Here is a 22,565-nt window from a genome sequence, read left to right as displayed (position 1 = left end):
GTAAACCTACGCTTACATTGAGACGGGTTTACTAAGCTGTTCTCGAAATGTTTCCAAGTTACACACCCCACGATTCAAAATCAGCAACATTGATGCCATAACTGGCCCTATGAAAAATCTTCCGCCCGAACAACATGGTCGGCGGAATTTGGAGCGCTAGCCGCTAAAGCTTGTCAAACAACGTAAAGAGATCCAACCGTTATTTCCACGATCTCAATCACACAGCCGGAAAACTTGTTCCGGCTATTTTCAGTGCTTTAAGGCCGCCGACGAGAAAGATTGAAAGAATGGGGAATCTGGACAGGCATAGAAAAGGCGAGACCCGCATGCTGGAGCCTGGGCGCAACTGCTGGCGCATTGCACCTGCTCGCCGGGTTTCGTTTTTGATCGATAGCTCGGCGTATTTCCCTGCTTTGCGAGCGGCAGCGACACGTGCTCAGCGGTCTATTTTTATCATCGGCTGGGACATCGACAGCCGAACCAGGTTGGTTCAAGACGGCGTCAGCGATGGATTTCCGATCCAACTCGGTGACTTCCTGAAAGCACTTATCGAGCACCGCCGCGGGCTGGAAGTTTATATTCTGAATTGGGACTTCGCGATGCTTTATGCACCCGGCCGAGAAGTCCTACCCATCTACACTCTCGGCTGGCAAAGCCATCGGCACCTTCACTTTTATCTCGACGGCAGGCATCCGGTTGGTGCTTCGCACCACCAGAAAATCATAGTAATCGATGATGCCCTGGCCTTTGTCGGCGGTATGGACTTAGCCCAGGAACGTTGGGATACGCCCGACCATGAACCCAACGCACCCTACCGTTGTCGGTCCAACGGCCAAGCTTACGCTCCGGTCCACGACGTGCAAATGATGGTGGACGGGGAGGCTGCGGCGGCACTCGGCGTGCTTGTCCGCGAGCGCTGGCGGTACGCGACCGGATGCGACATCCATGACACCAGTCAGGCCGAAACTGATCCCTGGCCCCGGTCGGTCATCCCGGACATCACCGATGTGGATGTCGCGATCGCCCGAACTGCCCCGCGGTTCAACGGTGCCGCTGAAATCACCGAACTCCGGCAGCTATACCTCGACGCTATCAAATCAGCGAAAAACGCGATTTACATCGAGAATCAATATTTGACGGCTTCCTCGGTCGGCGATTTGCTCGAATTACGACTTCGCGAGCCAACCCCACCGGAAGTCGTCGTCGTGTCGCGACTGACGGGTGGCGGCTGGCTGGAGCAAACCACTATGGAAGTCTTGCGAGCCCGGCTGCTTCGCCGCCTTCGCGCAGCCGACCGACATGGCAAATTCCGGATCTACTATCCCGACTGCGACGGCCTGAACGGCCAATGCATCAACGTGCATTCCAAACTGATGGTGGTAGACGATCGCCTGGCGATTGTCGGCTCGGCGAACCTGAACAATCGCTCGATGGGGCTCGACACCGAATGCAATCTCGCCATAGAAGCGGCCGAATCGCGGACTGCAAAAGCGATCGGCGACTTTCGAAATCGCCTGCTGGCTGAACATCTAGGTGCCGGAGCGGAGCGAGTGGAGCAGGCGATCAAACGCGAGAAATCACTCATTTCCGCCATCGAGAGCTTGCGGGGAAACCCGCACACGCTTCGGCTTCTCGAAGGCGAGGTGTCGCCCGATGCCGACGCGCTTCTGCCGGAAGGCAGCGTGGTCGATCCGGAAAAGCCTATCGACCCTGACCGCCTGATCGACGAACTCATTCCCGTCGAGCACCGGCCTTCCGCCCGCAAACGGATTGTTGCCACTTTTGGCCTGCTCGCCATGATCGGGGGGCTCGCAGCCGCCTGGCGTTGGGGGCCATTGCACGACTGGCTCGACAAGGACACGCTAATCGGTGTCGGACGTGCGCTGCAACAGGCCCCAGTAACACCGGTATGGGTACTCGGGGCCTATGTACTTGCGGCCTTAACGGCAATACCGATCACATTGGTGATCTTTACGACGGTGGTCGTATTCGGTCCTACTATGGGCCTCGTCTATTCGCTTCTTGGATCGCTGGTGGGAGCTTCCCTCACCTTTGCGCTCGGTCACGCTTTCGGTCGAAACATTGTGCGGCGTTTGGGCGGCGCCCGGCTCAACACGCTCAGCCGTTGGTTACGTCATCGAGGTCTGCTCGCCATGCTCACGGTTCGACTGGTGCCCGTTGCGCCTTTCACTGTAGTCAATCTGGTAGCGGGCGCCTCTCATATCCGCTTCCGCGACTTTTTGCTCGGAACGGTCTTCGGCATGCTCCCCGGCGCGACGGCCATCACGGTTTTTTCGGATCGTTTGGCTGCCGCGGTCCATCACCCCAGCATTGCCAACATCGCCTTGCTCGTCGGCTCGACCACCGTCATCGGCGTCGTTGCGTTCGCAGTGCACCGATGGCTCCGGCGCCGCGAAGCGGAAAATACGGCATGCGCCGACAGTTCGGCAGGGTAGCGAATCCACACCAGTCATGTCTTTAGTCGTCGCAACCTACAATGTTCATGACTGCATCGGGCGCGACGGCCGTTACGATCCGGAGCGGGTCTTGACAATCATTCGCGAGCTCGACGCCGACCTCATTGCACTTCAGGAACTGCAATGGGAACCTGAAGTGGCTCTTGATCTGCTTCAACATTTCGCTTCCCGTTTGCAGTACCGGGCAATTCCGGGCCCGACGCTGTTACGCCGCAACGGGCACTACGGCAATGCCATCCTTACTCGGCTGCCTGTCCGTAACATCCGGCGCATCGATCTCAGCTTTCCGCACCGGGAGCCTCGCGCCGCTATCGATCTGTCAGTCGAGAGTTCTTGCGGTCCTCTGCGCGCGATCGGCACCCATCTGGGATTGTTTCCCGGCGAGCGGCGGAAACAAATGACCCGGCTGCTAAGTATACTTGCCAATGCGCATCCACCGGCGCTTCTATTCGGCGATTTGAACGAGTGGTTTCTGTGGGGAAGGCCTTTACGCTGGCTGCGTAACCATTTCGGGCACATACCCGATATTGCGACTTATCCCTCCATACGCCCGCTGTTCGCTCTCGACCGGATTTGGGTCAAACCTCGCGAACTTCTTGCGAATATCGCGGCGTACTCCACGCCTCTGGCCCGGGAAACCTCCGACCATCTGCCGTTGCGCGCTGTGCTGAAGCGCCCTGACTCGAACTCGAATTCATCCGGGCTTTAACGCCACCGTCCCAAGAATGAAACATAATGCTTATCGAGAATCTTACATCCATAAGTAAGTCTGATTTACCTGGGCCTTGAATTTTTCTATAACTTGACTACCAAAGCTTTGCTGAGGTGCAGGACCTGAATTTGCCAACTTAACTCAAAATAAGGAAAGTACCATGAGAATCAAAGGAGACTATTTGAGGAAGAGTCTGCCGGCACTTTTGGACAAATGGGCAGATGATGTTGACCGGCTGGACATCCGGATCCAACCCGACGACGAGATGGACGCAGGTAACGAAGACCGCTATGAACTCCCCCATTCTGTCGGCTTCGATTCTGGCTTCCACGCGCAAGCCGGTTAGCAAACGCATCCGAGTCGGTACGACTCTGTTTGTCCAAGCCTTTCGGCTATCCCTATAAACCCGAGGCTTCTCGCCTCACTTCGTCGCCCGAACCCACTCGGGCGACGAAGTCAACTTCGAAACCTGTGTAATCGGCCCACCGCTCGCGTATCATCATTATTGACGTCGGTCTTGCGGCCCTCATAGCAAACTCGTCAGTTTTTCCCAAGGAGCGGCGGTCGACGGGATTTTCAGGGTTCTTGCGCTCCGCTTTGCGGACCCGGCTGGTCTTAAACTCGCCTTAAAACTGATCGCCGTTTCCGCTTCCCGCACAATCCTTGCCCTTACCATGAATGACTCGACAAGGTTCGCATTCAAACGCGCAGCTGATGCTCCCGCGCTGCCTGATACCAGCTTTCGCTTCATCATTCACTGCATGGCAGGGTTTCGCGGATGGTTTCTGTTGATGCTGATTCTGGAAACGGGGCAAGCCATGAGCAACATCCTTGTACCCTACGCCATCGGGCAAATCATCGATGGCGTGACACAGGGAGCCAGCGACCCGATTTCGTTGACGGAGCGCTTGAAAATGCCGTTGATGCTTTTCGCTGCACTAAATATCGCCGAAGTCCTGTTCAGCCGAGCCAGCGGCGCCTGCCTGATCACGGTAGGGCCGCGCTTGCGTCAGAGGACAACACAAATGCTGTACGCCTATCTGCAGCACCACTCCGTCCGCTATTTCAGCGGACATTTTGCTGGCGCGCTGGCCCACCGGATTACCGAGACCGCCATGAGCGTCAACCATACTGTTTGGGCCATTCTCTTCGATTTCTGGCCGATCGGCGTCGTATTCGCCGTGTCCATTGCTTTGCTGCTGAAAACTCACGTGGATCTCGGATTGTTTGTAGCGGCTTGGGTGCTGGTTTACGTAGGCGTATCGTTCTGGCTGGCCAAGCGTTGCCGCCCCTACGCCCAGGCTTATGCCGAAACCCGCAGCCAGGTGAACGGCAAAATCGTCGACTCCGTGACCAATATCCTGAATGTCAAGCTGTTTGCCCGGCTGCATCACGAACGAGATTATCTCAACCAATACCTTGAAACGGAGGTCAAGGCCGGACGCCGGACTTTCTGGTACATGGAGAGGGTCCGCTGGTTTCAGTTCATTTACGCCGCCGCGCTGAAGGTGGGCACCGTTTACTTTGCCCTCAAGCTTTGGGACCAGGGTTTGATCGGTGTTGGCGACTTCGCCATGAGCGCGGGACTGGCGCTTCTGATCATTGGCGATGCCCGCAATCTCAGCCGCCGTTTTCTGGAGTTTTTCGAATATGTGGGCAATATTGGCAACGGAGTAACCACCGTCGTCCGACCCCATGAAATCGTCGATGCGCCAAAAGCGCAGCCGTTACGAATAACGCGCGGCCGAATCGAATTTCGCGACGTGCGCTTTGGCTATGTGCCGGGACAATGGGTATTCGACGGCATGAATGTCGTCATCGAACCCGGACAGAGGGTCGGACTGGTCGGCTTCTCCGGCTCCGGAAAATCCAGCTTCGTGGGACTGATCCTCCGTTACTACGAACCTCAAGGCGGCCGGATTCTGATTGACGGTACGGACATCGCTCACGTGACCCAGGACTCCCTCCACGAACAAGTCAGCCTGATCCCCCAGGATCCCACGCTGTTCCATCGCTCGCTACGGGAAAACATCCGCTACGGACGGTTGGACGCGGAAGACACCGATATCGCCGTGGCGGCCCGTATGGCTCATGCGGATGAGTTCATCGACGGCATGAAAGACCGCTACGAATCCTTGGTGGGCGAACGCGGCGTCAAACTGTCCGGCGGCCAGCGGCAACGTATCGCCATTGCCCGGGTCATGGTCAAAGACGCACCGATCCTGATTCTCGACGAGGCCACGTCCAGCCTCGATTCCATAACCGAAAAAGCCATTCAGGACAGTCTGGACCGGTCGATGGGCCGGAAAACGGTCATTGTCGTCGCCCACCGTTTATCCACGATCGCGCATCTCGACCGTATCCTGGTTTTCGATCGGGGCCGTATCGTCGAAGATGGAAATCACCGGGAGCTGATTGCGGTGAAAGGTTTTTACCATAAGTTGTGGGCCATGCAGGCCGGGGGTTTTCTGCCGGATACACGCACTGACGTCTGATACGCCATGGTCGAGCACCCCTCGCACATTTTGCTTGATGCTACCCTTTAAAAAGCAACCTCAGCCGAGAAAAGCCCTACTTATAAATTGCTCGGGACGATACGCGGGCTCGCGGTTCCGGAACGTGCATTTTCCCTCTTCCGACTGGGTGTTGCGCATTGGAATCCGTACAATGCGGTCAGAGGTTCGCCTATCAATCTGAAAAGGAGTGTGAACATTATGAAGAAACTCGGATTTTCCTCCCGAGCGGTTGGCATTGCCCTCATTGTATTCGGGCTATTCGGTTGCACCCCCTCACCGTCTCCCAACGCGGAGAAAAACAAAGAGGAAAGCGTCAAGTTTTTAACCGATAACGGGCAAAAACCTGGCGTCGTGACCACGGCAAGCGGGTTACAGTACCAAGTCCTCAGCGAAGGCAGCGGCGCTTCACCGAAAGCCACCGACACTGTAACCGTCAACTACCGGGGCAGCTTAGTGTCCGGTCAGGAATTCGACAACGGCGAAAACGTAAGTTTTCCCTTAAACGGGGTTATTCCTGGCTGGACCGAAGGCTTACAGCTTATGAAGGAAGGCGCCGAGTACCGCTTTTTCATTCCGCCGGAATTGGCCTACGGCGAAAGCGGCGCAGGTCGTGTAATCCCGCCGAACGCAGCCCTGGTTTTCGATGTGGAACTGGTCAAAGTTAATCCTTAACTCGCGCAGATCGCGGGCAGTTGGCCATTCGCCAAGATGCCATCTTACAGCGGCTGGGTGTCGAACCCATCCAGTCGCCGCGATTCTAATGACGCCTCAATCCATATGCGGTTTCTCTGACCCGCTCAGCATCTCCGCAACTGCCCTTCCCCACAAATCAAACCCGCTCTCCCTTTTCAGAGCGGTTTCGCCGCAGAGCGCTGCAGTTGATTTGCCCCTAAGTTTGATCACATTGCGGCAACCGGATGCGGTTTCACCTCAAGTGAGCCTATCATGTTCGAAAATCTCTTCGATGCTCAGACGATCAAAGACCTCGTACCTCATGGGACATGTCTGCTTTGGCGGTCCGATTTGCTGCTTCTTCATGTCCTATCGGATGCGCTGATCACGGCAGCCTATTACTCCATTCCCGCCGCACTGATCTACTTCGTCATCAAGCGACAAGATCTTGAGTTTCGCTGGGTCTTTGTCCTATTCGGCACGTTCATCATGGCTTGTGGAACGACACATTTAATGGGCATTTGGACGATTTGGCACCCCGACTACGTTCTCGAAGGATTCATTAAGTTTTTTGCCGGCCTCATATCGATCACAGCCTCCATCCTGCTGTGGCCGCTGATTCCCCACGCACTTAAGCTCCCAAGTCCCGCCAGGCTCGAAGAAGCTAACCGGCAATTACAACACGAGATTGAAGAGCGAAAGAGAAAGGAACAGCAAATCAGACAACTAAATGCCAATCTTGAAAGAATGGTGGAGCAGCGCACCGCTCAACTCGTCGAAACGAACAGCCAACTGGAGGACGAGATTCAAGAGCGTCTGCGAGTCGAAGAATCGCTACGGGAATCGGAAAGCCGCTATCGGACCTTATTCGAGCAAATGCCCGATGCGCTGGTGTTAGTGGATATTGAGAGTGGCATGTTGATCGACTTTAACCCAAGAGCCCATCAAAATCTTGAATATAGTTACGATGAATTCAGGAAATTACAGCTAAGCGATATCGATCGGCTGGGGTCGGAAGAAGACGTAAAGCGACATATCGAGAACACTCGATATGCCGGGAGTGATTTATTCGAAACCGAATACACTACCAAAACCGGAATAGTTAGGAATGTTCGCGTCACCACCAAGGTCATTCAGGTTAATCAAAAACACTTGATTCAAGCTGTATTCACCGACATTACCAACTACAAGCAGCTCGAACTCGCACTACGCACTCAACAGGAGAAGCTGGAACAGTCCCAGAACCGGCTCGAATATATCGTCAACACCAGCCCATCCATAATTTACATACTCTGCCCAACGGGTCACCCGGAATCTCCGTTCAAGATGTCGTTCGTCAGCGAAACTATAACCCTAGTGACCGGCTATGAACCGTGCCAATGGTATAACGACGAGATCTTCTGGATTGATCATATTCACCCGGACGACCGCACAACCGTACTGAGAAACCAAAACCTACTTATTAGCCAAGGCGAGCTGACGCATCAATACCGGTTTCGACACAAGGACGGCTCGTACCGGTGGATTGACGACAAACTCAGATTGCTTCGCGATTCCGAGGGTAATATGGCCGAAGTTATCGGTGCCTGGGTCGATATTACCGAACGCAAGGAAGTCGAACTAGCTTTAAAGGAAGCCAAAGAGTCTGCTGAAGCCGCAAATCGAGCCAAAACAGAGTTTCTCGCCAATATCAGCCACGAATTGAGGACTCCTTTGAATGGAATACTCGGATTTACTCAGATTCTTCAGAAACAGACTAATATCACTCCAAAACACAGGGAATATCTGAACTATATCGGCCGTTCCGGAAACCACTTACTGACATTGATCAACGATCTTCTCGATTTATCCAAAATAGAGGCAGGACGACTGGAACTGGAAAATTCCATTTTCCATTTTTTAGAGTTTCTCGATGGCATCGCCCAGATATTCGAATTCCGGGCAAAAGACAAAGGCATCGGCTTTATATTTGAAAAATCAACGGCATTACCAGAATACGTGATCGGTGACGAGAAGCGATTGCGGCAGATACTCATCAATCTTTTAGGCAATGCAATAAAGTTCACCCATCAGGGGTATGCCGCTCTGAAAGTATCCCATCACGGCGAAACTGTCTGGTTTCGGATAGAAGATACCGGGCTTGGAATTGCCGAAGAAGACCTGGGGCGGATTTTCCGAGCCTTCGAGCAACTGGCCTATCACGACTCTATTGAAGGAACAGGCTTGGGGCTGGCTATCAGCAAACGGCTTGTCGGTGCAATGGGCGGGCAAATCGACGTTCAAAGCGCGCCCGGCAAAGGCAGTGTTTTTACGGTTTCCATAATGTTGCCGGCGGCCTCGACACCTTCGAGACACAAGACCGATGAAACCCAGATTGTTGGCTACCTGGGGGAAACGCGACGAATATTAATCGTCGACGATAATCCGGATAACCTGACAATGCTGTCGGCGCTGCTGGAAACTCTGGATTTCGTCATAGAGACGGCATCAAGTGGCAGAGAATGCTTGGACAAACTCGCGATATTCAATCCTGATCTGATCATGATCGATCTTTTGATGCCCGAAATGGACGGATCGGAGACCGTTAAGCAGCTGCGGCAGAAAGAGTCTGGACGGAACATTAAAGTTATCGCCGTAACCGCGCATGCATTCGATGACATCAGAGAGATGTGCCTGACGTCGGGCTTCGATGACTTCATCACCAAGCCCGTAGAACTTGGGGACTTGCTGGACAGCATGCAAAAATCCCTAGGGTTGACTTGGCGCTATGCGGACGCCGCACCCCAGAAGAATCCGGCGCCTGGGAAGATCTCCTAACCTTGCCTTGAGCTACGATCAAAGCCGTCGAAAACGTGCATCGCCCATGAAACGGGTGGTCTGGGCGGTGCTCTTTAGGGTCGCCAGCCGCCCTCCAAAGGAGGGGCGTCCGTTTTGCGCCAGTTCGAGGATATCGCTCGCCAGCTGATCGATTACGCTCAGACCGATTTTCAGCATCTCGAGCGACTGATCAACCGGAACAATCAGTCAATGCCGGCTTACTGGCAATCGATGGACGAGTCGGCGGATAGGTGACGACTCGATCCCGTATATCGGCGCTGTTAACACGGTTGGAAGGCTTTACCAACTGCACCGCGGCGAGCACCAGGATCGGCGCAATGATGAAGCTGCCGGTCAGCGCCTGCAACTTCAACCGATCAGGGTCGGGAAGCACCTCTACACCATAGCCCAGCCAGTAGGTCACCCCTAGCTGAAAAATGACTATGCCGCTCCAAAAGCAGGGAGCGAGTAATCCTTTATATGGTACATAGGCCAGTCGAACTGGTTCACCGCGCCTTTTCTCCACGTCCAGCAAAAACCGGTCGATACACTGATTCAGCAGAATCGTAACCATAGCGACGACGTACCACCCGCCATAATTTTCTAGAGTTACCCCGAAGTGAATACCCGGCTCCGGATAATGATAAATATCCCCCAAGAACCAGTATTTGCCGAGATTGGCAATGGGATCGACGATGAGGTCGACGACCAGCATCAAGAACGCACCAAGCAGAAGCACTGCCACCGAGTTTCGGATCTCGGCCGAGGTTACGCGCTGTACATCGTGCGCTCCGACCCATAACGGCGACATGAAAAACTGCGCCAGCGAAAAACTGACATAACTGAGAAACGAAAACGACAGACTGTCGAAAAACGGAACGCCCAAAACGACCAGATCGTTGCTCAGCGCTTCGTAATGGTAGACATACTTACCGAACGGGATCCCGTAGTTAATACTTCCCCATTCGGCGAGCAACGCCACTAAATAACTGCTGACCACCCAAATCACAGTTCGCAGCGCGCCTTGCTCCAACCAGGAAAGCAATAGGAATGAAATCAGAAAAACCGTGATGTACGGACGATATGTCAAAGACCAGAGAAGTTGCTCAAACAAAACCGATTCCTTTGGGGGAGAAGTATTTCTATAAACATAGGAAAGGATTTTCGGAACCTTTCGCATTAACCGGCGACAGCTTTAATCGCGCGCTAAGAAGCTGTCTTCAAACGTCACGAGCGATGTCAGGACAAGGCGCGAAAGGGCGAAAAACCGGAGTGTACACGAGCGTACATGAGGATTTTGAGCCCTTGAGCAACGCCGGCATGGCGGCGCGCAGTAGTTTGAAGACAGCTTCTAAGACTACCAACAGAACCAAGGCCCTACTAGAGTTCGACCCGTCACGTATAATGGCCGCCTTTGTTTGAAAGGAGCCACCATGTCCCAGTTCGACAACGTCAGCGCCGTCAAGAAAGCCAATGTTTACTTCGACGGCAAGTGCATCAGCCATACCGTCCTCTTTCCGGACGGCAGCCGCAAGACCCTCGGCGTGATCTTTCCTTCCGCTCTGACTTTTAACACCGCCGCTCCGGAAATCATGGAAATCAATGCCGGCGTTTGCCGAGTGCGGTTGGCCGGCGAGACGGAATGGAAAACCTATGGGGCCGGCGAATCGTTCCAAGTGCCAGGAGACAGCCGGTTCGATATCGAAACGACGGAAATGCTGGATTACGTCTGCCACTTTGCTTGAGGCAAGGGACAGACCTAACGCGAGCTGCTTTTATGTTTTCCCTTCGTCTTTTTGGGAGTCGCTTTCGACTTCTTCTTAGCCTGGGTTTTCTTTGCCTCGGGCTTTTTATCTAGCAAAAGCTCCTGAGCAGCCTCTTTCTGCTTTTGCCACTCGGCGAGACGGTCCAGAGCCAGGGCCATTTCGCCGGGAGCCATCTCATCGATCAGGCTGTTCTTGCCGTCGACCGCATTTTGATTGCCCTGCTCCGCCGCGAGCGTATACCAGAAATAGGCTTGGGCGTTATCCTTCTCGACGCCGTTGCCGGACGCGTAGAGCGAGCCTAGCACCGCCTGGGCGCTAGCCTCGCCCCGGTCGGCCGCATTGCGGAACCAACGCCCGGCTTCGGCCGTATCCATCTCCGTCCCGAGGCCGTAAAAGTGGAGGACGCCGAGCTTGCTCTCAGCCGTCGCATCACCTTGCCGGGCCGCTTGCTCATACCAGTGTCGGGCTTCGACATAGTCCTGCGGCACGCCCAGTCCTTTCATGTAAAGGTTGCCCAAATTGACTTGGGCCTCTGGCATCCCTTGCTCCGCCAAGGGCTTGAATTCAGCGAAAGCCGTGGAATAGTCCTGACGCTGAATGGCCACCATGCCCTCATCCAACCCGGCCCAGACCGATGCAGGGACGGCCAACCAGCCGCTCACCGCCAATAAAGCCAAAACTGATAATTTTTTGTAGCCAGATGAAATCACGATCTATTCCGGTTTTTTGGGTTCGGCTAAAGAGGGGCGTGAACGATCAAGCCGATCAGCCGAGCCGCACTTAAGCTACCGTTAGCACGATCTTGCCGATGTGCTGGCTGCTTTCCATCAGGCGGTGGGCTTCCGATGCCTCCGCCAGGGAGAACACGCGATGGACAACGGGTTTGACCTGACCCGATTCGAGCAGCGGCCATACCTTTTGCCTCAGAGCACCGGCAATCGAGGCTTTTTCTTTCACGCTTCGCGGCCGCAAGGTTGAGCCGGTTAAAGTCAGGCGTTTCAAAAAGATGGACAGCAGGTTGATTTCGGTCTTAGGCCCACCCTGAACCGCAATCACTATCAGGCGGCCATCGACTGCGAGACAGTTGAGATTCCGCTGAAGATAAGGGCCGCCGACCATATCCAGAATCAGGTTTACGCCTTTGCCCTCGGTTAAGAATTGAATGCGATCGACGAAATCTTCTTCGCGATAGTTGATCGCCCGAGCCCCGATCTGCTCGCAAAATCGGCATTTTTCCGGATTTCCCGCGGTCGCGAACACAGCAGCGCCGAACTCGCGAGCCAACTGAATCGCCGTGGTGCCGATGCCGCTGCTGCCCCCGTGTACGAGCATGCTCTCCCCGGCTTTAAGCCCGCCCCGCTCGAAGACGTTGGTCCAAACCGTGAAAAACGTTTCCGGTATAGCGGCCGCTTCGATCGGGCCGAGTCCTTTCGGGATGGGTAGGCAAAGCGCCGCCGCGGCCAAGCAATATTCCGCATATCCCCCGCCGGTCACCAGGGCGCAAACCGATTCGCCGATGGCGGGCTGATGCACACCCTCGCCCAAGGCGACGACTTTGCCGGCGATTTCCAAGCCCGGTATGTCGGAAGCTCCCGGCGGCGGTGGGTAAAGCCCTTTGCGCTGCATGACGTCCGGCCGATTCACGCCAGCCGCCGAAATCTCGATCAGCACTTCGCCCGGCCCGGGTTTAGGCGTCGGACGCCGGCACGCTTGCAAAACCTCCGGACCGCCCCATTGAGCAATCTCGATGGCCGCCATGGTGGGCGGGACAACACCATTCAATCAAGGACTCCTACAAGATCCGCCAACCAAAGCCGTACCCGCAAGCCAAGTTCGCTTGTATAGCCGATTGTGGAAAAGCGGATATTGCCATCCGGCCCTAAAATGAACACGGCCGGCACGCCGCGTATACCATAGTCCCTGCCGATGGCGCCATCCCGGTCGAGAATCACCGGGACATCGAATCCTTCCCGCTTGACGTAATCCCGGACCTCGTTTTCATCCCCCGACAGCAGCGCCACGCTGACTAGCGGCGCGTCTTGCGCCACTGAACGAATGGAGCCCTGCATCGCCTTGCAGATCTGACACCAACTCGCCCAGAAGTAGATTACGGCCGGTCGCCTTTCACGGTTTGGGACATCGAATGTTGCGCCGTCTAGCGTGGCTTCGCGGATCGGGGGCGGCGTCCCGGAAACCAACCCGCGGGTGACGACCAACTGTGCCCCGACGTACAGCGCAATCGCCGTGCTGCCGAATAGCAGCATTTGCTTTAACTTGCCTGCCATGGCGCTACTCGAAGCGTCTCAACAAATCGGCGCCGTCCCGGCGGAGCCACTGGCGCTCCGCAGGATAGCCGGGCAGATGCCGGGCGACCAAATCCCAGAAATGGGCCGAGTGATTCCGATGGAGGATGTGACACAACTCGTGCACGACCACATACTCCAATACCGATGGGGGCGCGAAAGCCAAGAGCCAGTTCAGATTGATGTCGTTTCTCGGGCCGCAACTTCCCCACCGGCTCTTCATCCGTTTGATCCTAATTTGACGCGGATGCAATCCGAAACGGACAGCGTGCCGTTGCACGATGGACCCGGCTTCGCCACGCATCCACACCTTTACCCAGTCAAAAAGCGCCGTCCGGGTGATATGCTGCAGGTCCTCCGAACTGCCGACGGGTACAGAGACCAAGAAGTGCCCGTCATACTGGATACGCGTCCGCCGTTCGGCATGCTCGCGAACCACCAGCGGAACTTCGCGGCCTTGAAACGGGAGCGTTGAACCGTTCTGCAGATGCTGAACCGGCCGGAACTCGGCAGCCCTAGCGCGCATATCCGACAGCTTGCGCTCGGCCCAATCGCGATGCTTGTGCAAGAACGCCAACGCTCGAGCTTCGCTGACCGTAGGCGGAACGACAAGCTCGATCCCATGGAGTTTTGCAATCAAACGAAGATGCTTGGCCCGCCGGCTGTGGCGGATGCTATAAGGCAGAGGAAAGCTTCCTGACACGGCTTAGCCTTTGTGAATCGCCAAGACTTCCAATTCCTTGTCGCCCAATGGCCTTTTCCAAGTCACTACATCCCCCGCTTGAGCCTCCAGTAACGCCCGTGCCAAAGGCGACATCCAGCTGATTTTCTCCTGAGTCGCGTCCGCCTCGTCCTCGCCGACGATGGTAAAGCGCAGCGTTTGGCCGTCCAAATCGAGAACTTCGACCGTTGAACCAAAGCGCACCTTGTCGTCTGTCTGAGCATCCGGCTGCACCACCACTGCGCTTTGAACGCGCTCCTCGTAATAATGCAAATCACGCTCCACCTGCTTGAGCTGTTGCCGGGCGCCGAGATCATCCTTCCCAACCAGGATTTCCTTCTGCACGCTGAGCTCGCGAACCCGCTCTTGAAGCTGCTGCAACCCTTGCGGAGTGACATAATTGGTATACGAGCTTCGGGGCCGTTCGGGAAGATCGTCACCGATCTGTTCGCCATCCGGTTCTTTGACAAAAGCACGACTCATAACAACTACCTCAAAATCTTAGCGGCAGAGACATGGAAAATTTCCATGCCGGTAACGTGGCCGGATAGGAGTTCAACGCAACTGCCGAAATAAACTCCACAACCACAGGTAAGCTTATGCTTGTCCGTTCGCAAAACGTTTGCTGTCATATTTGCCGGTCAAAATGATACAAGCTGCTATAGTTCATTGAGTAAACGGCCACCTCATTCACAGATCCCGACGAGTCCTAGTGCAGAAGCAAGAAGTCCACGTTAAGAGCCTGCTTGATCGTATACTCGCGCTGGAACAGTTGACCGTTCTGTTCCAGCCGATAGTTGTATTGGATAAACAGTCGATCTTTGGATACGAGGGTTTGATTCGAGGACCTTCCGAATCTTTACTACATCGGCCGAATGTCCTGTTCGCCGCGGCCGCCAAGTATGAGCGCCTGATGGATCTAGACTTTCTGTGCCGGAAGCTCATCATCCGACAATTCGCCAAACTCGGTCTGTCGGGACAGCTCTTCGTCAATATTAATCCCGTCACTTTGACGGACGACGAATTCATTCATGGACGAACGCTGATGTACTTACAGAATCACAAATTAGATCCGGACCGTGTCGTCGTCGAAATCACCGAAACCCAACCCATCCAAGACTGGACGGTATTCCAACAAGCCCTCCAACATTACCGCGGAATGGGTTTCAAAGTCGCGCTGGACGATCTAGGCGCCGGCCACTCCAGTCTCAAGCTCTGGTCCGAACTGAACCCAGATTTCGTCAAGATCGACCGGCATTTTATTGAAGGTGTCGACGAAGACCAAACCAAGCGCCAATTCATCAAATCCATCATCGAAATCGCCAAATCACTGGGTTGTCAGACGATTACCGAGGGCATCGAACATAAGCACGAATACGCCGCCTTGCGCAAATTGGGCATTAACATGGCCCAGGGATTTTATTTCTCCCCACCGAAAAAAACTCCTGATATCACGCTGAACCAGCAACTATTTAGCGACCGGCAAAAACGCAGCGTCTACTCGGACAAGTTAACAGTCGCCCATCTCCTGAAGGAAATCCCAACCGTATCCCCACAATCGAGCATGGAGGAAGTCGGCGAAATCTTCCGAATCAGCGAAACCCTACAATCGGTAGCTGTCGTGGACAATGACGAACCCTTGGGACTTGTCCTCCGCAACGATCTGATGAATCTCTTGGCGAGCCGATACGGACGCGATTTGCATGGCCGAAAACCCATACAAGAGTTTGTCCTTAGGCCGACTCTTAAATTCGACCTGCATACCTCTCTTGAGGATGCCAGCCGCTGCCTGACCAGCGCAGTCAATCACCAGACGGACGAATTCATCATTACGGACAATGGACATCTAGTCGGCAAGGGCACCCTCCTGGATCTCTTGAGCACGATTACCGACTTACAAATCACCAAAGCCCGGCACGCCAATCCGCTGACACTATTACCCGGTAATGTTTTGATTCAGCAGAAACTGGATGAGTTCCTGCGCAATCGGGAGGATTTCATTGTCGCCTACTGCGATCTCGATCACTTCAAAGCTTATAATGACGTTTACAGCTATATACGCGGCGACGATCTCATTCAGCTCGTGGGCCGCCTACTAATGGAAATCACGGATCCCGACTTGGATTTTGTAGGACACATCGGCGGCGACGATTTTATCGTCCTGTTCCGGAATACTGACTGGCGGGAACGCTGCCAGCAACTTTTACAGACCTTCGAGTCGCTCGTCCCGGATTATTACACCGCCAAGGACCGACAAGTCGGCGGCATAGAAGCTAGCGACAGGTACGGCGAAAAGCGGTATTTTCCTTTTGTATCCCTCTCTATTGGCATTTTGCCCGTGGCCGCGACACAGAACGGTTTGACCAAAGAAGTCATCGCTGAAATGGCCTCGATAGCCAAGAAAAAGGCTAAAGGATATTGCGGGAACGCGATATATGTCGAAAACACCGAGGGCGAAAAGGAGACCGGCAAGGATTCTCCCCAGGACGAGATCGCGATTCAAAGCGAATCATTCATTCATTAGCCGATTGACCGGATTCCACCCTCAGTTTCGTTTCAACATTTCCGCCGCCAACCGTGCGAGTTTGGCCACGCCATTCTCCTCTCCCAAATCGCCCCTAATTTGCCTTAGGGCCCGCCGCATCGCTTCCGCATAGTCGGAGTCCCGAAGAATTCGGGCGATCTCGCCAGCGACATTGTCCGCCGTCGCATCATGCTGGATGAATTCGCGGACGATATGTCGACCCGCCAAAATATTCGGCAATCCGATATAGGGAATACGGACCAGCAGGCGACCAAGCCAGTAACTCAGTGGGGTTAACCGGTAAATAATCGCCATGGGTACGCCCAACAGCGCCACTTCCAGAGTCGCGGTGCCGGAAACCGTGATTACGGCATCGCAGCATTGCAGGGCATCGTAATCCTGCCCTTCGATCACGCGGATATTCAGGTCATTAACCGCAAGATGGCTTTTCAGCAACTCGTCCGCTATCGATGGCGCCCGAAAGAGAACGAATTCCGCTCCTGCAAACTCGTGCGCCAGATGTCGGGCAGCACCTAGAATAACGGGCATGAGCCGGTTGATCTCGTTGACCCGGCTGCCCGGCAACAGTCCGATAATCGGCCCCTTGCCCGCAAATCCGAACTTCTCCATGGCTGCGGCCCGCCCCATGGACGGCTTCACCTTTCCCGCCAAGGGATGGCCCACGTAGGTCACGGGTAGCCGATATACCTCGTAGAACGGCACTTCGAACGGGAAAATCACCGCCATGTGGTCGACGATCCGGCCGTAGCTCTTCACTCGACCGGGACGCCAGGCCCAAACCTGCGGGCTCACATAGAACAAGACTTTGACACCGCACGCCTTCGCCTTCCGTGCAAGACGGAAGTTGAATTCCTTATAGTCGACACAGATCAGCAGGTCCGGTTTCTCTTCGTAGGCAATCCGTTGCATCAGACGGAGCGCGCGGCGAATTTCTCCGTAATGCTTGGCCACCTCGGCGAGCCCGATGACGGCGAGATGGGTCGAATCGCAACGGAGCTCGACTCCCGCTTCACGCATCCTGACCCCGCCCATGCCGATGCCGCGAAGGTTCGGGATGAGCTTTTTCAGTTCCAGGAACAGGTTCGCAGCATGGAGATCGCCGGAGGCTTCTCCGGCGCTCAGCATGACGAGAGGCGAGCGGTTAGTCATTCAAAGCAGTGCGGATGACGGACACGATACGGCGAATATCGGCTTCTTGAAGCTCGGGGTAAATGGGCAGGGACAGGCAGCGTTCCGCAACCGACTCGGTCACCGGCAGATTTAGTCCGGCACACGCCTCGGCGAACACGTTCTGCCGATGGAGCGGCACGGGATAATAAACTGCACAGGCAACGCCAGCCTTTTGGAGTGCCTGCATAACCGCATCGCGCCGGTCGGTCAGTAGGGTGTACTGATGATAAACGTGGACGCCAATACCGTCTTCGTGGGGCGTCGTCATCGGCAAGTCCGCCATCAGCTCCGAATACAGATGGGCAACCCGGCGGCGGTTGCGATTGAAATCGTCGATGCGTTTCAGCTTAACGCGCAATATCGCCGCCTGCAGCTCGTCGAGCCGACTGTTATAGCCGATCACGTCGTGATAATAACGCACCTCGGATCCGTGGTTGCGCAATACCTTGACCTTGTCGGCAATGTCGTCGGCATTCGTGGTCACCAAACCACCATCACCATAGCAACCGAGGTTCTTGCTCGGAAAGAAACTGAACCCGGCACTCACGCCGAAACTGCCGGTTTGTCGTCCGCCGATAGATGCACCGAAGGATTGGGCGCAGTCTTCCACCATCTTGAGCCCGTGCTTTTCGCAGATAGCGGCGATCCGCTGCATGTCCACGGGCTGGCCGAACAGATGCACCGGCATGACGGCGGCTGTCTTTTCCGTGATCGCCGCCTCGATTGCCTCGGGAGCGATGTTAAAGGTCTTGGGATCGATGTCGACGAACACCGGTTTGGCGCCCACATAGCGAATCGCCTCGGCCGTCGCGATGAAGGTAAACGGCGTCGTAATGACTTCATCCCCTTCGCCGATACCCGCCGCCAAGAGCGCCAGATGCAGGGCATCGGTTCCGGAAGCGACACCGATCGCGTGTTTGACCCCCAGATAAGCCGCCGTTTCCTCCTCGAAGGCCCTAACGTTCGGCCCCAGGACAAAGGCGCAACTATCCAAGACCTGACTCAAGCTTTGATCGATTTCGTCCTTGAGTTGCAGATATTGGGCTTTTAAATCGACCATAGGGATCATGAGATCTAACTCTCCTCTACGCGTTGTCATGAAAATCGTCGCACAGCAACACCTTTTCCCCTCTCACCGGGAGAGGAAAGGGCTGAGCGAAATCGTTGGTGGCGCACACGCTATGAACGGTTAAGGGTTGAGCAAACGAGCAATTTCCGTGGCCGTCGCCAGGGCGCGCCGTCCTGCAAGCCCGGAGACCAAAGGCTCGCGCCCGTCGCGGATACAAGCGACGAAATGCTTGATTTCCTCCATCAGAGCATCTCCGCTCTCGAATACGGATTCCTCGCTGACAATTTCCGGTATGCCGGGAAACATCTCACCCTCGCCTTTGCGATGGCGCGTTAGCGCACGGTTTTGGAAATCTACGGAAATATAAGCATTCGGCATGAACATGCGCATCTTGCGCTCGACTTTCTGGCTCACCCGACTGGCCGTGACATTGGCCACACTGCCGTTCTTAAACGCGATGCGTGCATTGGCAATATCAACGTCGCCGGTCAATACCGGCACGCCTTTGGCATCGATGCGTTCGACTTCACAGTCGACCAAGTCGAGGATGATATCGATATCATGGATCATAAGATCGAGCACGACGCTAACGTCATTAGCGCGCGGCTTGAACGGCGCAAGACGGTGCGACTCGATGAAAATCGGCTTGTCCTCGGTCAGATCGAGCGCCAACAGCGCGGCGTTAAAGCGCTCCAGATGCCCTACCATGAGCACGCGGCGCTTATCCTCAGCGATACGGATGAGCTCGTCGGCTTCTTCCACCGTCACGGTGATAGGCTTTTCCACCAGCACATGCGCTCCGGCAGCCAAGAAATCCTTGGCCACCTGGTGGTGCAAGCTGGTCGGTACCACGATACTCACGGAATCTACGCCACCGAGCAGTTCGCGGTAATCGGTTAGCGCCTGGGCGCCAGTCTTTTCGGCTACGGCCTGAGCCGCCTGCCGATCCGTATCGACTACGGCGACCAATTCGCAATCAGGAAGTGCGGCATATTTTTCCGCGTGGAATTTCCCCAAATAACCGACGCCGATCACGGCACATTTCAGTGGACTCATGGTGCTTGTTTTTTATGCTGAAAAAGAAAATGGATGCGTCGACGTACCGTGCGAATCAGTCTTCGCCGCGGGCGTGGATATCGACAAACCCTAGAGCGCCGTGGCGCTTCGACTCCCCCACCAACCAATGGCGGAGATAGGCCAGTTCCGGAGTATCCGGCAAGTCGTCCAGGCTCTGTTTGTTCCGTAAACGGCGATAGGCGATCGACACTGCCTTCAAACGGTCTCCATCGATCCCGGCACGTCGCATACCGACTAGATTCAGCCGGTAGTGTTTACCCGGTCTTCCACCCACCAGCGTAAAGGGGATGACATCCTTGTTGATGCCCGCAAGTCCCTGCAATATCGCAAAGCTACCGATGCGGCAAAACTGGTGGACCATGACTCCCCCCCCAAAAAACACCCGATCGCCGACATGAACATGACCGCCGAGGGTTGCGCCACTGGCGAAGATATTGTTGTCGCCCAGCCTACAATCATGGGCCACATGACTATTATTCATGAGATAGTTGTTCGCACCGATCCGCGTAGCGGCCCCTTTTTGGGTAGCGCGACTCACCGTTACGCCTTCGCGAAAAACATTGCTGTCGCCAATCTCCACGTAGGTTTCCGCGGAGGCATCAAACCCTAAATCCTGAGGCAAGCCGCCGATGACCGCATGCGGGCAAACATGATTATCTCTCCCCATGCGGACGTGCGAATGAATTACGGCGTGGGCAGCAATGCGGCAATCGTCGCCGATTTCGGTATGGCTCTCGATCACGGCGTAGGGGCCGATCGAAACGCCGGCGCCCAGTTTGGCATCCGGAGCGATACAAGCAGTAGGATGAATATTTGCAGTCATAAGTCCTCGGGCAGGCTTGGAACGGTTTCAACCACGCGGATGGCAGCGGGCATGCAGGTCCTTTAGACGCTCTTGGGCGACGTGGGTATAAATTTGGGTACTTGACAAGTCGCTGTGCCCTAATAAGAGCTGAACCACCCGCAGATCGGCTCCATGATTCAGCAAATGCGTGGCGAAAGCATGCCTCAAAGTATGGGGCGAAAGCGGCTTGTGGATACCAGCTCGCAAAGCATAGCGCTTGATGAGGTGCCAAAAGGCTTGGCGTGTCATCGCAGCCCCACGATCCGTAACGAAGAGATCGTCACTGCGCCGCCCCTTCAGAATCGTCGGTCGCGCCGTCTGCAAATAGCGATTCACCCAATCTTCGGCCTCTTCGCCGATGGGCACCAAGCGATCCTTGCTCCCTTTACCGACCACTCGAATCACACCTTGACGAAGATTCAGTTGCCCGAGCGTAAGGCCGACCAGTTCGCTCACCCGAAGTCCGGCGGCATACAGAATTTCCAACATAACCCGATCACGGCAACCTAATGGCTCTTCGGTATTGGGAGCTTCCAGCAACGCTTCTACATCCTTTTCTGTAAGCGTTTTAGGCAGAGGGCGACCGATGCGAGGCGCCTCGATGGACACGGTCGGATCCTTGTCTATGCCCCCCTCGCGAGTGACGAATAAGTAAAATTTACGAAGACTCGATAACAACCGAGCGCTCGACCGCTCGCTCGCTTTCTGACGATATTTGAGAGCTAAGTAGCCCTCGATCTCGCCTGCAGCTACTTCGCAAAGTGTCTTTTTGTGCGTATTGCCCAACCAAGCAGCAAATAGGCCAAGATCGCTGCCGTACGCTTTCTGAGTGTTCTCGCTCAACCCCTCTTCTACCCATAGCGTATTCATGAAACGCCGGATCAGATCTCCATTGGCGTCGGCAATGCGCGGTTCAATCGAGCGCACAGCCTTCATGCCTCAGTAGCCAGCACTTGATTTCGAAGAATGGTCCGGATGTGTGACCGCAATACCCGCCTAGTCCGCGCGCAGAAATCACGCGGTGACAAGGGATAATTAAGGGAAATAGATTAGCGCGGCAAGCTGACCCGATGGCGCGAGCGCAACTCCCGAGTGACTGGGCTAAACTGCCATAGGTCTCGACGGACCCTGCAGGAATGTCTAGAAGAGCTTGCCAGGCGCGCCGCATAAATCGAGTACCATTCAATTGCAGCGGTAGGTTAAAACGGCTATTCGGATCCTGAAAATAAGCGGAAAGCTGACGTTCGGTTTCTTCGAGCACCGGATTCGATGACTTATGCCCCGAAACGCCATCCACCACAAAATCGACACCGACGAGACAGCCACCTCGAGCGGATATCGATAGCGGTCCGAACGGGGCGGCTACCAACCAAGACTCTACATCCGGGGCCGCAACAACCGATGGCCTTTTTGCAATGCGCTCCTGGTCTATTTCGTCCCCCAATACGAGAAACGGGCAGCGCTCGCTGCCCGTCACCGATTCTTGCATCAATCGCCGTAGCGATCTCTCCACACCATCAAATTTTTTCTTTGATGCGGGCGGCCTTGCCGGCGCGGTTGCGAAGATAATAAAGCTTCGCGCGACGTACATCGCCGCGGCGTTTAACCTGAATTTCCTGGACCTGGGGGCTATACGTTTGAAAAACCCTTTCCACGCCTTCGCCATGAGAAATTTTGCGCACGGTGAAAGCGGAGTTGTATCCTCTATTCCGCTTGGCGATTACGACGCCCTCGTAGGCTTGCAGGCGCTCCCGATTGCCTTCCTTCACCTTCACCTGCACGACTACGGTGTCGCCCGGGCCAAAGTCCGGCACCGTTTTTTGGCTCATCCATTCGCGCTCAAGTTGTTCAATAATGTGACTGGACATTGCGATTC

At 55.1% G+C, this 22,565-nt stretch carries 22 protein-coding genes; 8 read left to right on the top strand and 14 right to left on the bottom strand.

Going from position 1 to position 22,565, the window contains the following annotated elements; genetic code table 11:
• The first annotated feature begins 287 nt into the window (after positions 1-287).
• The 6 genes from VEB01_RS16510 (at position 288) to VEB01_RS16485 (ending at position 9,194) form a co-directional block, all read left to right on the top strand.
• On the top strand, positions 288-2,456 hold the full coding sequence (locus VEB01_RS16510; RefSeq protein ID WP_324877321.1) for a VTT domain-containing protein: 2,169 nt from the start codon (positions 288-290) through the stop codon (positions 2,454-2,456).
• A gap of 16 nt (positions 2,457-2,472) precedes the next feature.
• Positions 2,473-3,186, top strand: a complete 714-nt coding sequence (locus VEB01_RS16505) for an endonuclease/exonuclease/phosphatase family protein (protein ID WP_324877320.1) — start codon at positions 2,473-2,475, stop codon at positions 3,184-3,186.
• 163 nt (positions 3,187-3,349) lie between these two features.
• Positions 3,350-3,535: a hypothetical protein gene (locus tag VEB01_RS16500; RefSeq protein ID WP_324877318.1), complete on the top strand. Its 186-nt coding sequence runs from the start codon at positions 3,350-3,352 to the stop codon at positions 3,533-3,535.
• A gap of 415 nt (positions 3,536-3,950) precedes the next feature.
• Complete coding sequence (locus VEB01_RS16495) at positions 3,951-5,684, top strand: ABC transporter ATP-binding protein (RefSeq protein ID WP_324877316.1); 1,734 nt, start codon at positions 3,951-3,953, stop codon at positions 5,682-5,684.
• 219 nt (positions 5,685-5,903) lie between these two features.
• Positions 5,904-6,377, top strand: a complete 474-nt coding sequence (locus VEB01_RS16490) for an FKBP-type peptidyl-prolyl cis-trans isomerase (protein ID WP_324877315.1) — start codon at positions 5,904-5,906, stop codon at positions 6,375-6,377.
• A 273-nt stretch (positions 6,378-6,650) separates the two neighbouring features.
• Positions 6,651-9,194 (top strand): ATP-binding protein, encoded by a 2,544-nt coding sequence (locus VEB01_RS16485; RefSeq protein WP_324877313.1) that lies wholly within the window; start codon positions 6,651-6,653, stop codon positions 9,192-9,194.
• A gap of 18 nt (positions 9,195-9,212) precedes the next feature.
• Here VEB01_RS16485 and VEB01_RS16480 read toward each other — a convergent pair whose 3' ends face one another.
• Both VEB01_RS16480 and VEB01_RS16475 read right to left on the bottom strand, forming a co-directional pair.
• Entirely contained in the window at positions 9,213-9,371 is a 159-nt protein-coding gene (locus tag VEB01_RS16480; protein WP_324877311.1) for a hypothetical protein, read from the bottom strand.
• Between the two features lie 13 nt (positions 9,372-9,384).
• Entirely contained in the window at positions 9,385-10,308 is a 924-nt protein-coding gene (locus VEB01_RS16475; RefSeq protein ID WP_324877310.1) for a carotenoid biosynthesis protein, read from the bottom strand.
• A 319-nt stretch (positions 10,309-10,627) separates the two neighbouring features.
• Here VEB01_RS16475 and ppnP point away from each other — a divergent pair, with 319 nt between their 5' ends.
• Positions 10,628-10,939, top strand: coding sequence for a pyrimidine/purine nucleoside phosphorylase (gene ppnP, locus VEB01_RS16470; RefSeq protein ID WP_324877309.1), 312 nt, complete (start codon positions 10,628-10,630; stop codon positions 10,937-10,939).
• 14 nt (positions 10,940-10,953) lie between these two features.
• Here ppnP and VEB01_RS16465 read toward each other — a convergent pair whose 3' ends face one another.
• The 5 genes from VEB01_RS16465 to VEB01_RS16445 all read right to left on the bottom strand — a co-directional run bounded on the left by VEB01_RS16465 (position 10,954) and on the right by VEB01_RS16445 (position 14,467).
• Positions 10,954-11,670, bottom strand: a complete 717-nt coding sequence (locus VEB01_RS16465) for a tetratricopeptide repeat protein (protein WP_324877307.1) — start codon at positions 11,668-11,670, stop codon at positions 10,954-10,956.
• 70 nt (positions 11,671-11,740) lie between these two features.
• A complete protein-coding gene (locus tag VEB01_RS16460) occupies positions 11,741-12,718 on the bottom strand; it encodes an NAD(P)H-quinone oxidoreductase (protein WP_324877360.1) in 978 nt (325 codons plus the stop codon).
• A 20-nt stretch (positions 12,719-12,738) separates the two neighbouring features.
• The gene (locus VEB01_RS16455) at positions 12,739-13,245 is read right to left on the bottom strand and encodes a protein disulfide oxidoreductase (protein ID WP_324877305.1); all 507 of its coding nucleotides are present in this window, start codon (positions 13,243-13,245) and stop codon (positions 12,739-12,741) included.
• A gap of 4 nt (positions 13,246-13,249) precedes the next feature.
• Positions 13,250-13,966 (bottom strand): M48 family metallopeptidase, encoded by a 717-nt coding sequence (locus tag VEB01_RS16450; protein WP_324877303.1) that lies wholly within the window; start codon positions 13,964-13,966, stop codon positions 13,250-13,252.
• A gap of 3 nt (positions 13,967-13,969) precedes the next feature.
• Complete coding sequence (locus tag VEB01_RS16445; protein ID WP_324877302.1) at positions 13,970-14,467, bottom strand: GreA/GreB family elongation factor; 498 nt, start codon at positions 14,465-14,467, stop codon at positions 13,970-13,972.
• Positions 14,468-14,696: 229 nt separating this feature from the next.
• Between VEB01_RS16445 and VEB01_RS16440 the strand changes: the two genes are divergently transcribed.
• Positions 14,697-16,508: a GGDEF domain-containing protein gene (locus tag VEB01_RS16440; RefSeq protein ID WP_324877300.1), complete on the top strand. Its 1,812-nt coding sequence runs from the start codon at positions 14,697-14,699 to the stop codon at positions 16,506-16,508.
• 21 nt (positions 16,509-16,529) lie between these two features.
• Here the strand turns inward: VEB01_RS16440 and lpxB are convergent, their stop codons facing one another.
• The 7 genes from lpxB to rplS all read right to left on the bottom strand — a co-directional run bounded on the left by lpxB (position 16,530) and on the right by rplS (position 22,557).
• Entirely contained in the window at positions 16,530-17,678 is a 1,149-nt protein-coding gene (lpxB, locus tag VEB01_RS16435) for a lipid-A-disaccharide synthase (RefSeq protein ID WP_324877299.1), read from the bottom strand.
• Positions 17,671-18,768, bottom strand: a complete 1,098-nt coding sequence (locus VEB01_RS16430) for a DegT/DnrJ/EryC1/StrS family aminotransferase (protein WP_324877298.1) — start codon at positions 18,766-18,768, stop codon at positions 17,671-17,673. Before VEB01_RS16430 ends, lpxB begins: the two co-directional genes overlap by 8 nt.
• A 120-nt stretch (positions 18,769-18,888) precedes the next feature.
• Positions 18,889-19,824 (bottom strand): Gfo/Idh/MocA family oxidoreductase, encoded by a 936-nt coding sequence (locus VEB01_RS16425; RefSeq protein WP_324877296.1) that lies wholly within the window; start codon positions 19,822-19,824, stop codon positions 18,889-18,891.
• A gap of 55 nt (positions 19,825-19,879) precedes the next feature.
• Complete coding sequence (gene lpxA / locus VEB01_RS16420) at positions 19,880-20,668, bottom strand: acyl-ACP--UDP-N-acetylglucosamine O-acyltransferase (RefSeq protein WP_324877294.1); 789 nt, start codon at positions 20,666-20,668, stop codon at positions 19,880-19,882.
• Positions 20,669-20,695: 27 nt separating this feature from the next.
• The gene (gene xerD, locus VEB01_RS16415; RefSeq protein ID WP_324877293.1) at positions 20,696-21,625 is read right to left on the bottom strand and encodes a site-specific tyrosine recombinase XerD; all 930 of its coding nucleotides are present in this window, start codon (positions 21,623-21,625) and stop codon (positions 20,696-20,698) included.
• The gene (locus tag VEB01_RS23155) at positions 21,603-22,178 is read right to left on the bottom strand and encodes a methylated-DNA--[protein]-cysteine S-methyltransferase (RefSeq protein WP_414675500.1); all 576 of its coding nucleotides are present in this window, start codon (positions 22,176-22,178) and stop codon (positions 21,603-21,605) included. Before VEB01_RS23155 ends, xerD begins: the two co-directional genes overlap by 23 nt.
• Positions 22,179-22,206: 28 nt before the next feature.
• On the bottom strand, positions 22,207-22,557 hold the full coding sequence (gene rplS / locus VEB01_RS16410; protein WP_324877292.1) for a 50S ribosomal protein L19: 351 nt from the start codon (positions 22,555-22,557) through the stop codon (positions 22,207-22,209).
• Between the last annotated feature and the right edge of the window lie 8 nt (positions 22,558-22,565).

The sequence above is a fragment of the Methylocaldum sp. genome (assembly GCF_035627495.1).
In the GTDB taxonomy this organism is placed as follows: domain Bacteria; phylum Pseudomonadota; class Gammaproteobacteria; order Methylococcales; family Methylococcaceae; genus Methylocaldum.
Note: the sequence above shows the minus strand (reverse complement) of the source record. Positions and strands in the feature narration are given on the sequence as shown.

What these genes read in the sequence shown, in the direction of transcription:
- VEB01_RS16510 (WP_324877321.1), top strand. Translation starts at nt 288, where the DNA reads ATGGGGAATCTGGACAGGCATAGAAAAGGCGAGACCCGCATGCTGGAG.
- VEB01_RS16505 (WP_324877320.1), top strand. Translation starts at nt 2,473, where the DNA reads ATGTCTTTAGTCGTCGCAACCTACAATGTTCATGACTGCATCGGGCGC.
- VEB01_RS16500 (WP_324877318.1), top strand. Translation starts at nt 3,350, where the DNA reads ATGAGAATCAAAGGAGACTATTTGAGGAAGAGTCTGCCGGCACTTTTG.
- VEB01_RS16495 (WP_324877316.1), top strand. Translation starts at nt 3,951, where the DNA reads ATGGCAGGGTTTCGCGGATGGTTTCTGTTGATGCTGATTCTGGAAACG.
- VEB01_RS16490 (WP_324877315.1), top strand. Translation starts at nt 5,904, where the DNA reads ATGAAGAAACTCGGATTTTCCTCCCGAGCGGTTGGCATTGCCCTCATT.
- VEB01_RS16485 (WP_324877313.1), top strand. Translation starts at nt 6,651, where the DNA reads ATGTTCGAAAATCTCTTCGATGCTCAGACGATCAAAGACCTCGTACCT.
- VEB01_RS16480 (WP_324877311.1), bottom strand. Translation starts at nt 9,371, where the DNA reads ATGCTGAAAATCGGTCTGAGCGTAATCGATCAGCTGGCGAGCGATATC.
- ppnP (WP_324877309.1), top strand. Translation starts at nt 10,628, where the DNA reads ATGTCCCAGTTCGACAACGTCAGCGCCGTCAAGAAAGCCAATGTTTAC.
- VEB01_RS16460 (WP_324877360.1), bottom strand. Translation starts at nt 12,718, where the DNA reads ATGGCGGCCATCGAGATTGCTCAATGGGGCGGTCCGGAGGTTTTGCAA.
- VEB01_RS16455 (WP_324877305.1), bottom strand. Translation starts at nt 13,245, where the DNA reads ATGGCAGGCAAGTTAAAGCAAATGCTGCTATTCGGCAGCACGGCGATT.
- VEB01_RS16445 (WP_324877302.1), bottom strand. Translation starts at nt 14,467, where the DNA reads ATGAGTCGTGCTTTTGTCAAAGAACCGGATGGCGAACAGATCGGTGAC.
- lpxB (WP_324877299.1), bottom strand. Translation starts at nt 17,678, where the DNA reads ATGACTAACCGCTCGCCTCTCGTCATGCTGAGCGCCGGAGAAGCCTCC.
- VEB01_RS16430 (WP_324877298.1), bottom strand. Translation starts at nt 18,768, where the DNA reads ATGATCCCTATGGTCGATTTAAAAGCCCAATATCTGCAACTCAAGGAC.
- VEB01_RS16425 (WP_324877296.1), bottom strand. Translation starts at nt 19,824, where the DNA reads ATGAGTCCACTGAAATGTGCCGTGATCGGCGTCGGTTATTTGGGGAAA.
- lpxA (WP_324877294.1), bottom strand. Translation starts at nt 20,668, where the DNA reads ATGACTGCAAATATTCATCCTACTGCTTGTATCGCTCCGGATGCCAAA.
- xerD (WP_324877293.1), bottom strand. Translation starts at nt 21,625, where the DNA reads ATGAAGGCTGTGCGCTCGATTGAACCGCGCATTGCCGACGCCAATGGA.
- VEB01_RS23155 (WP_414675500.1), bottom strand. Translation starts at nt 22,178, where the DNA reads ATGCAAGAATCGGTGACGGGCAGCGAGCGCTGCCCGTTTCTCGTATTG.
- rplS (WP_324877292.1), bottom strand. Translation starts at nt 22,557, where the DNA reads ATGTCCAGTCACATTATTGAACAACTTGAGCGCGAATGGATGAGCCAA.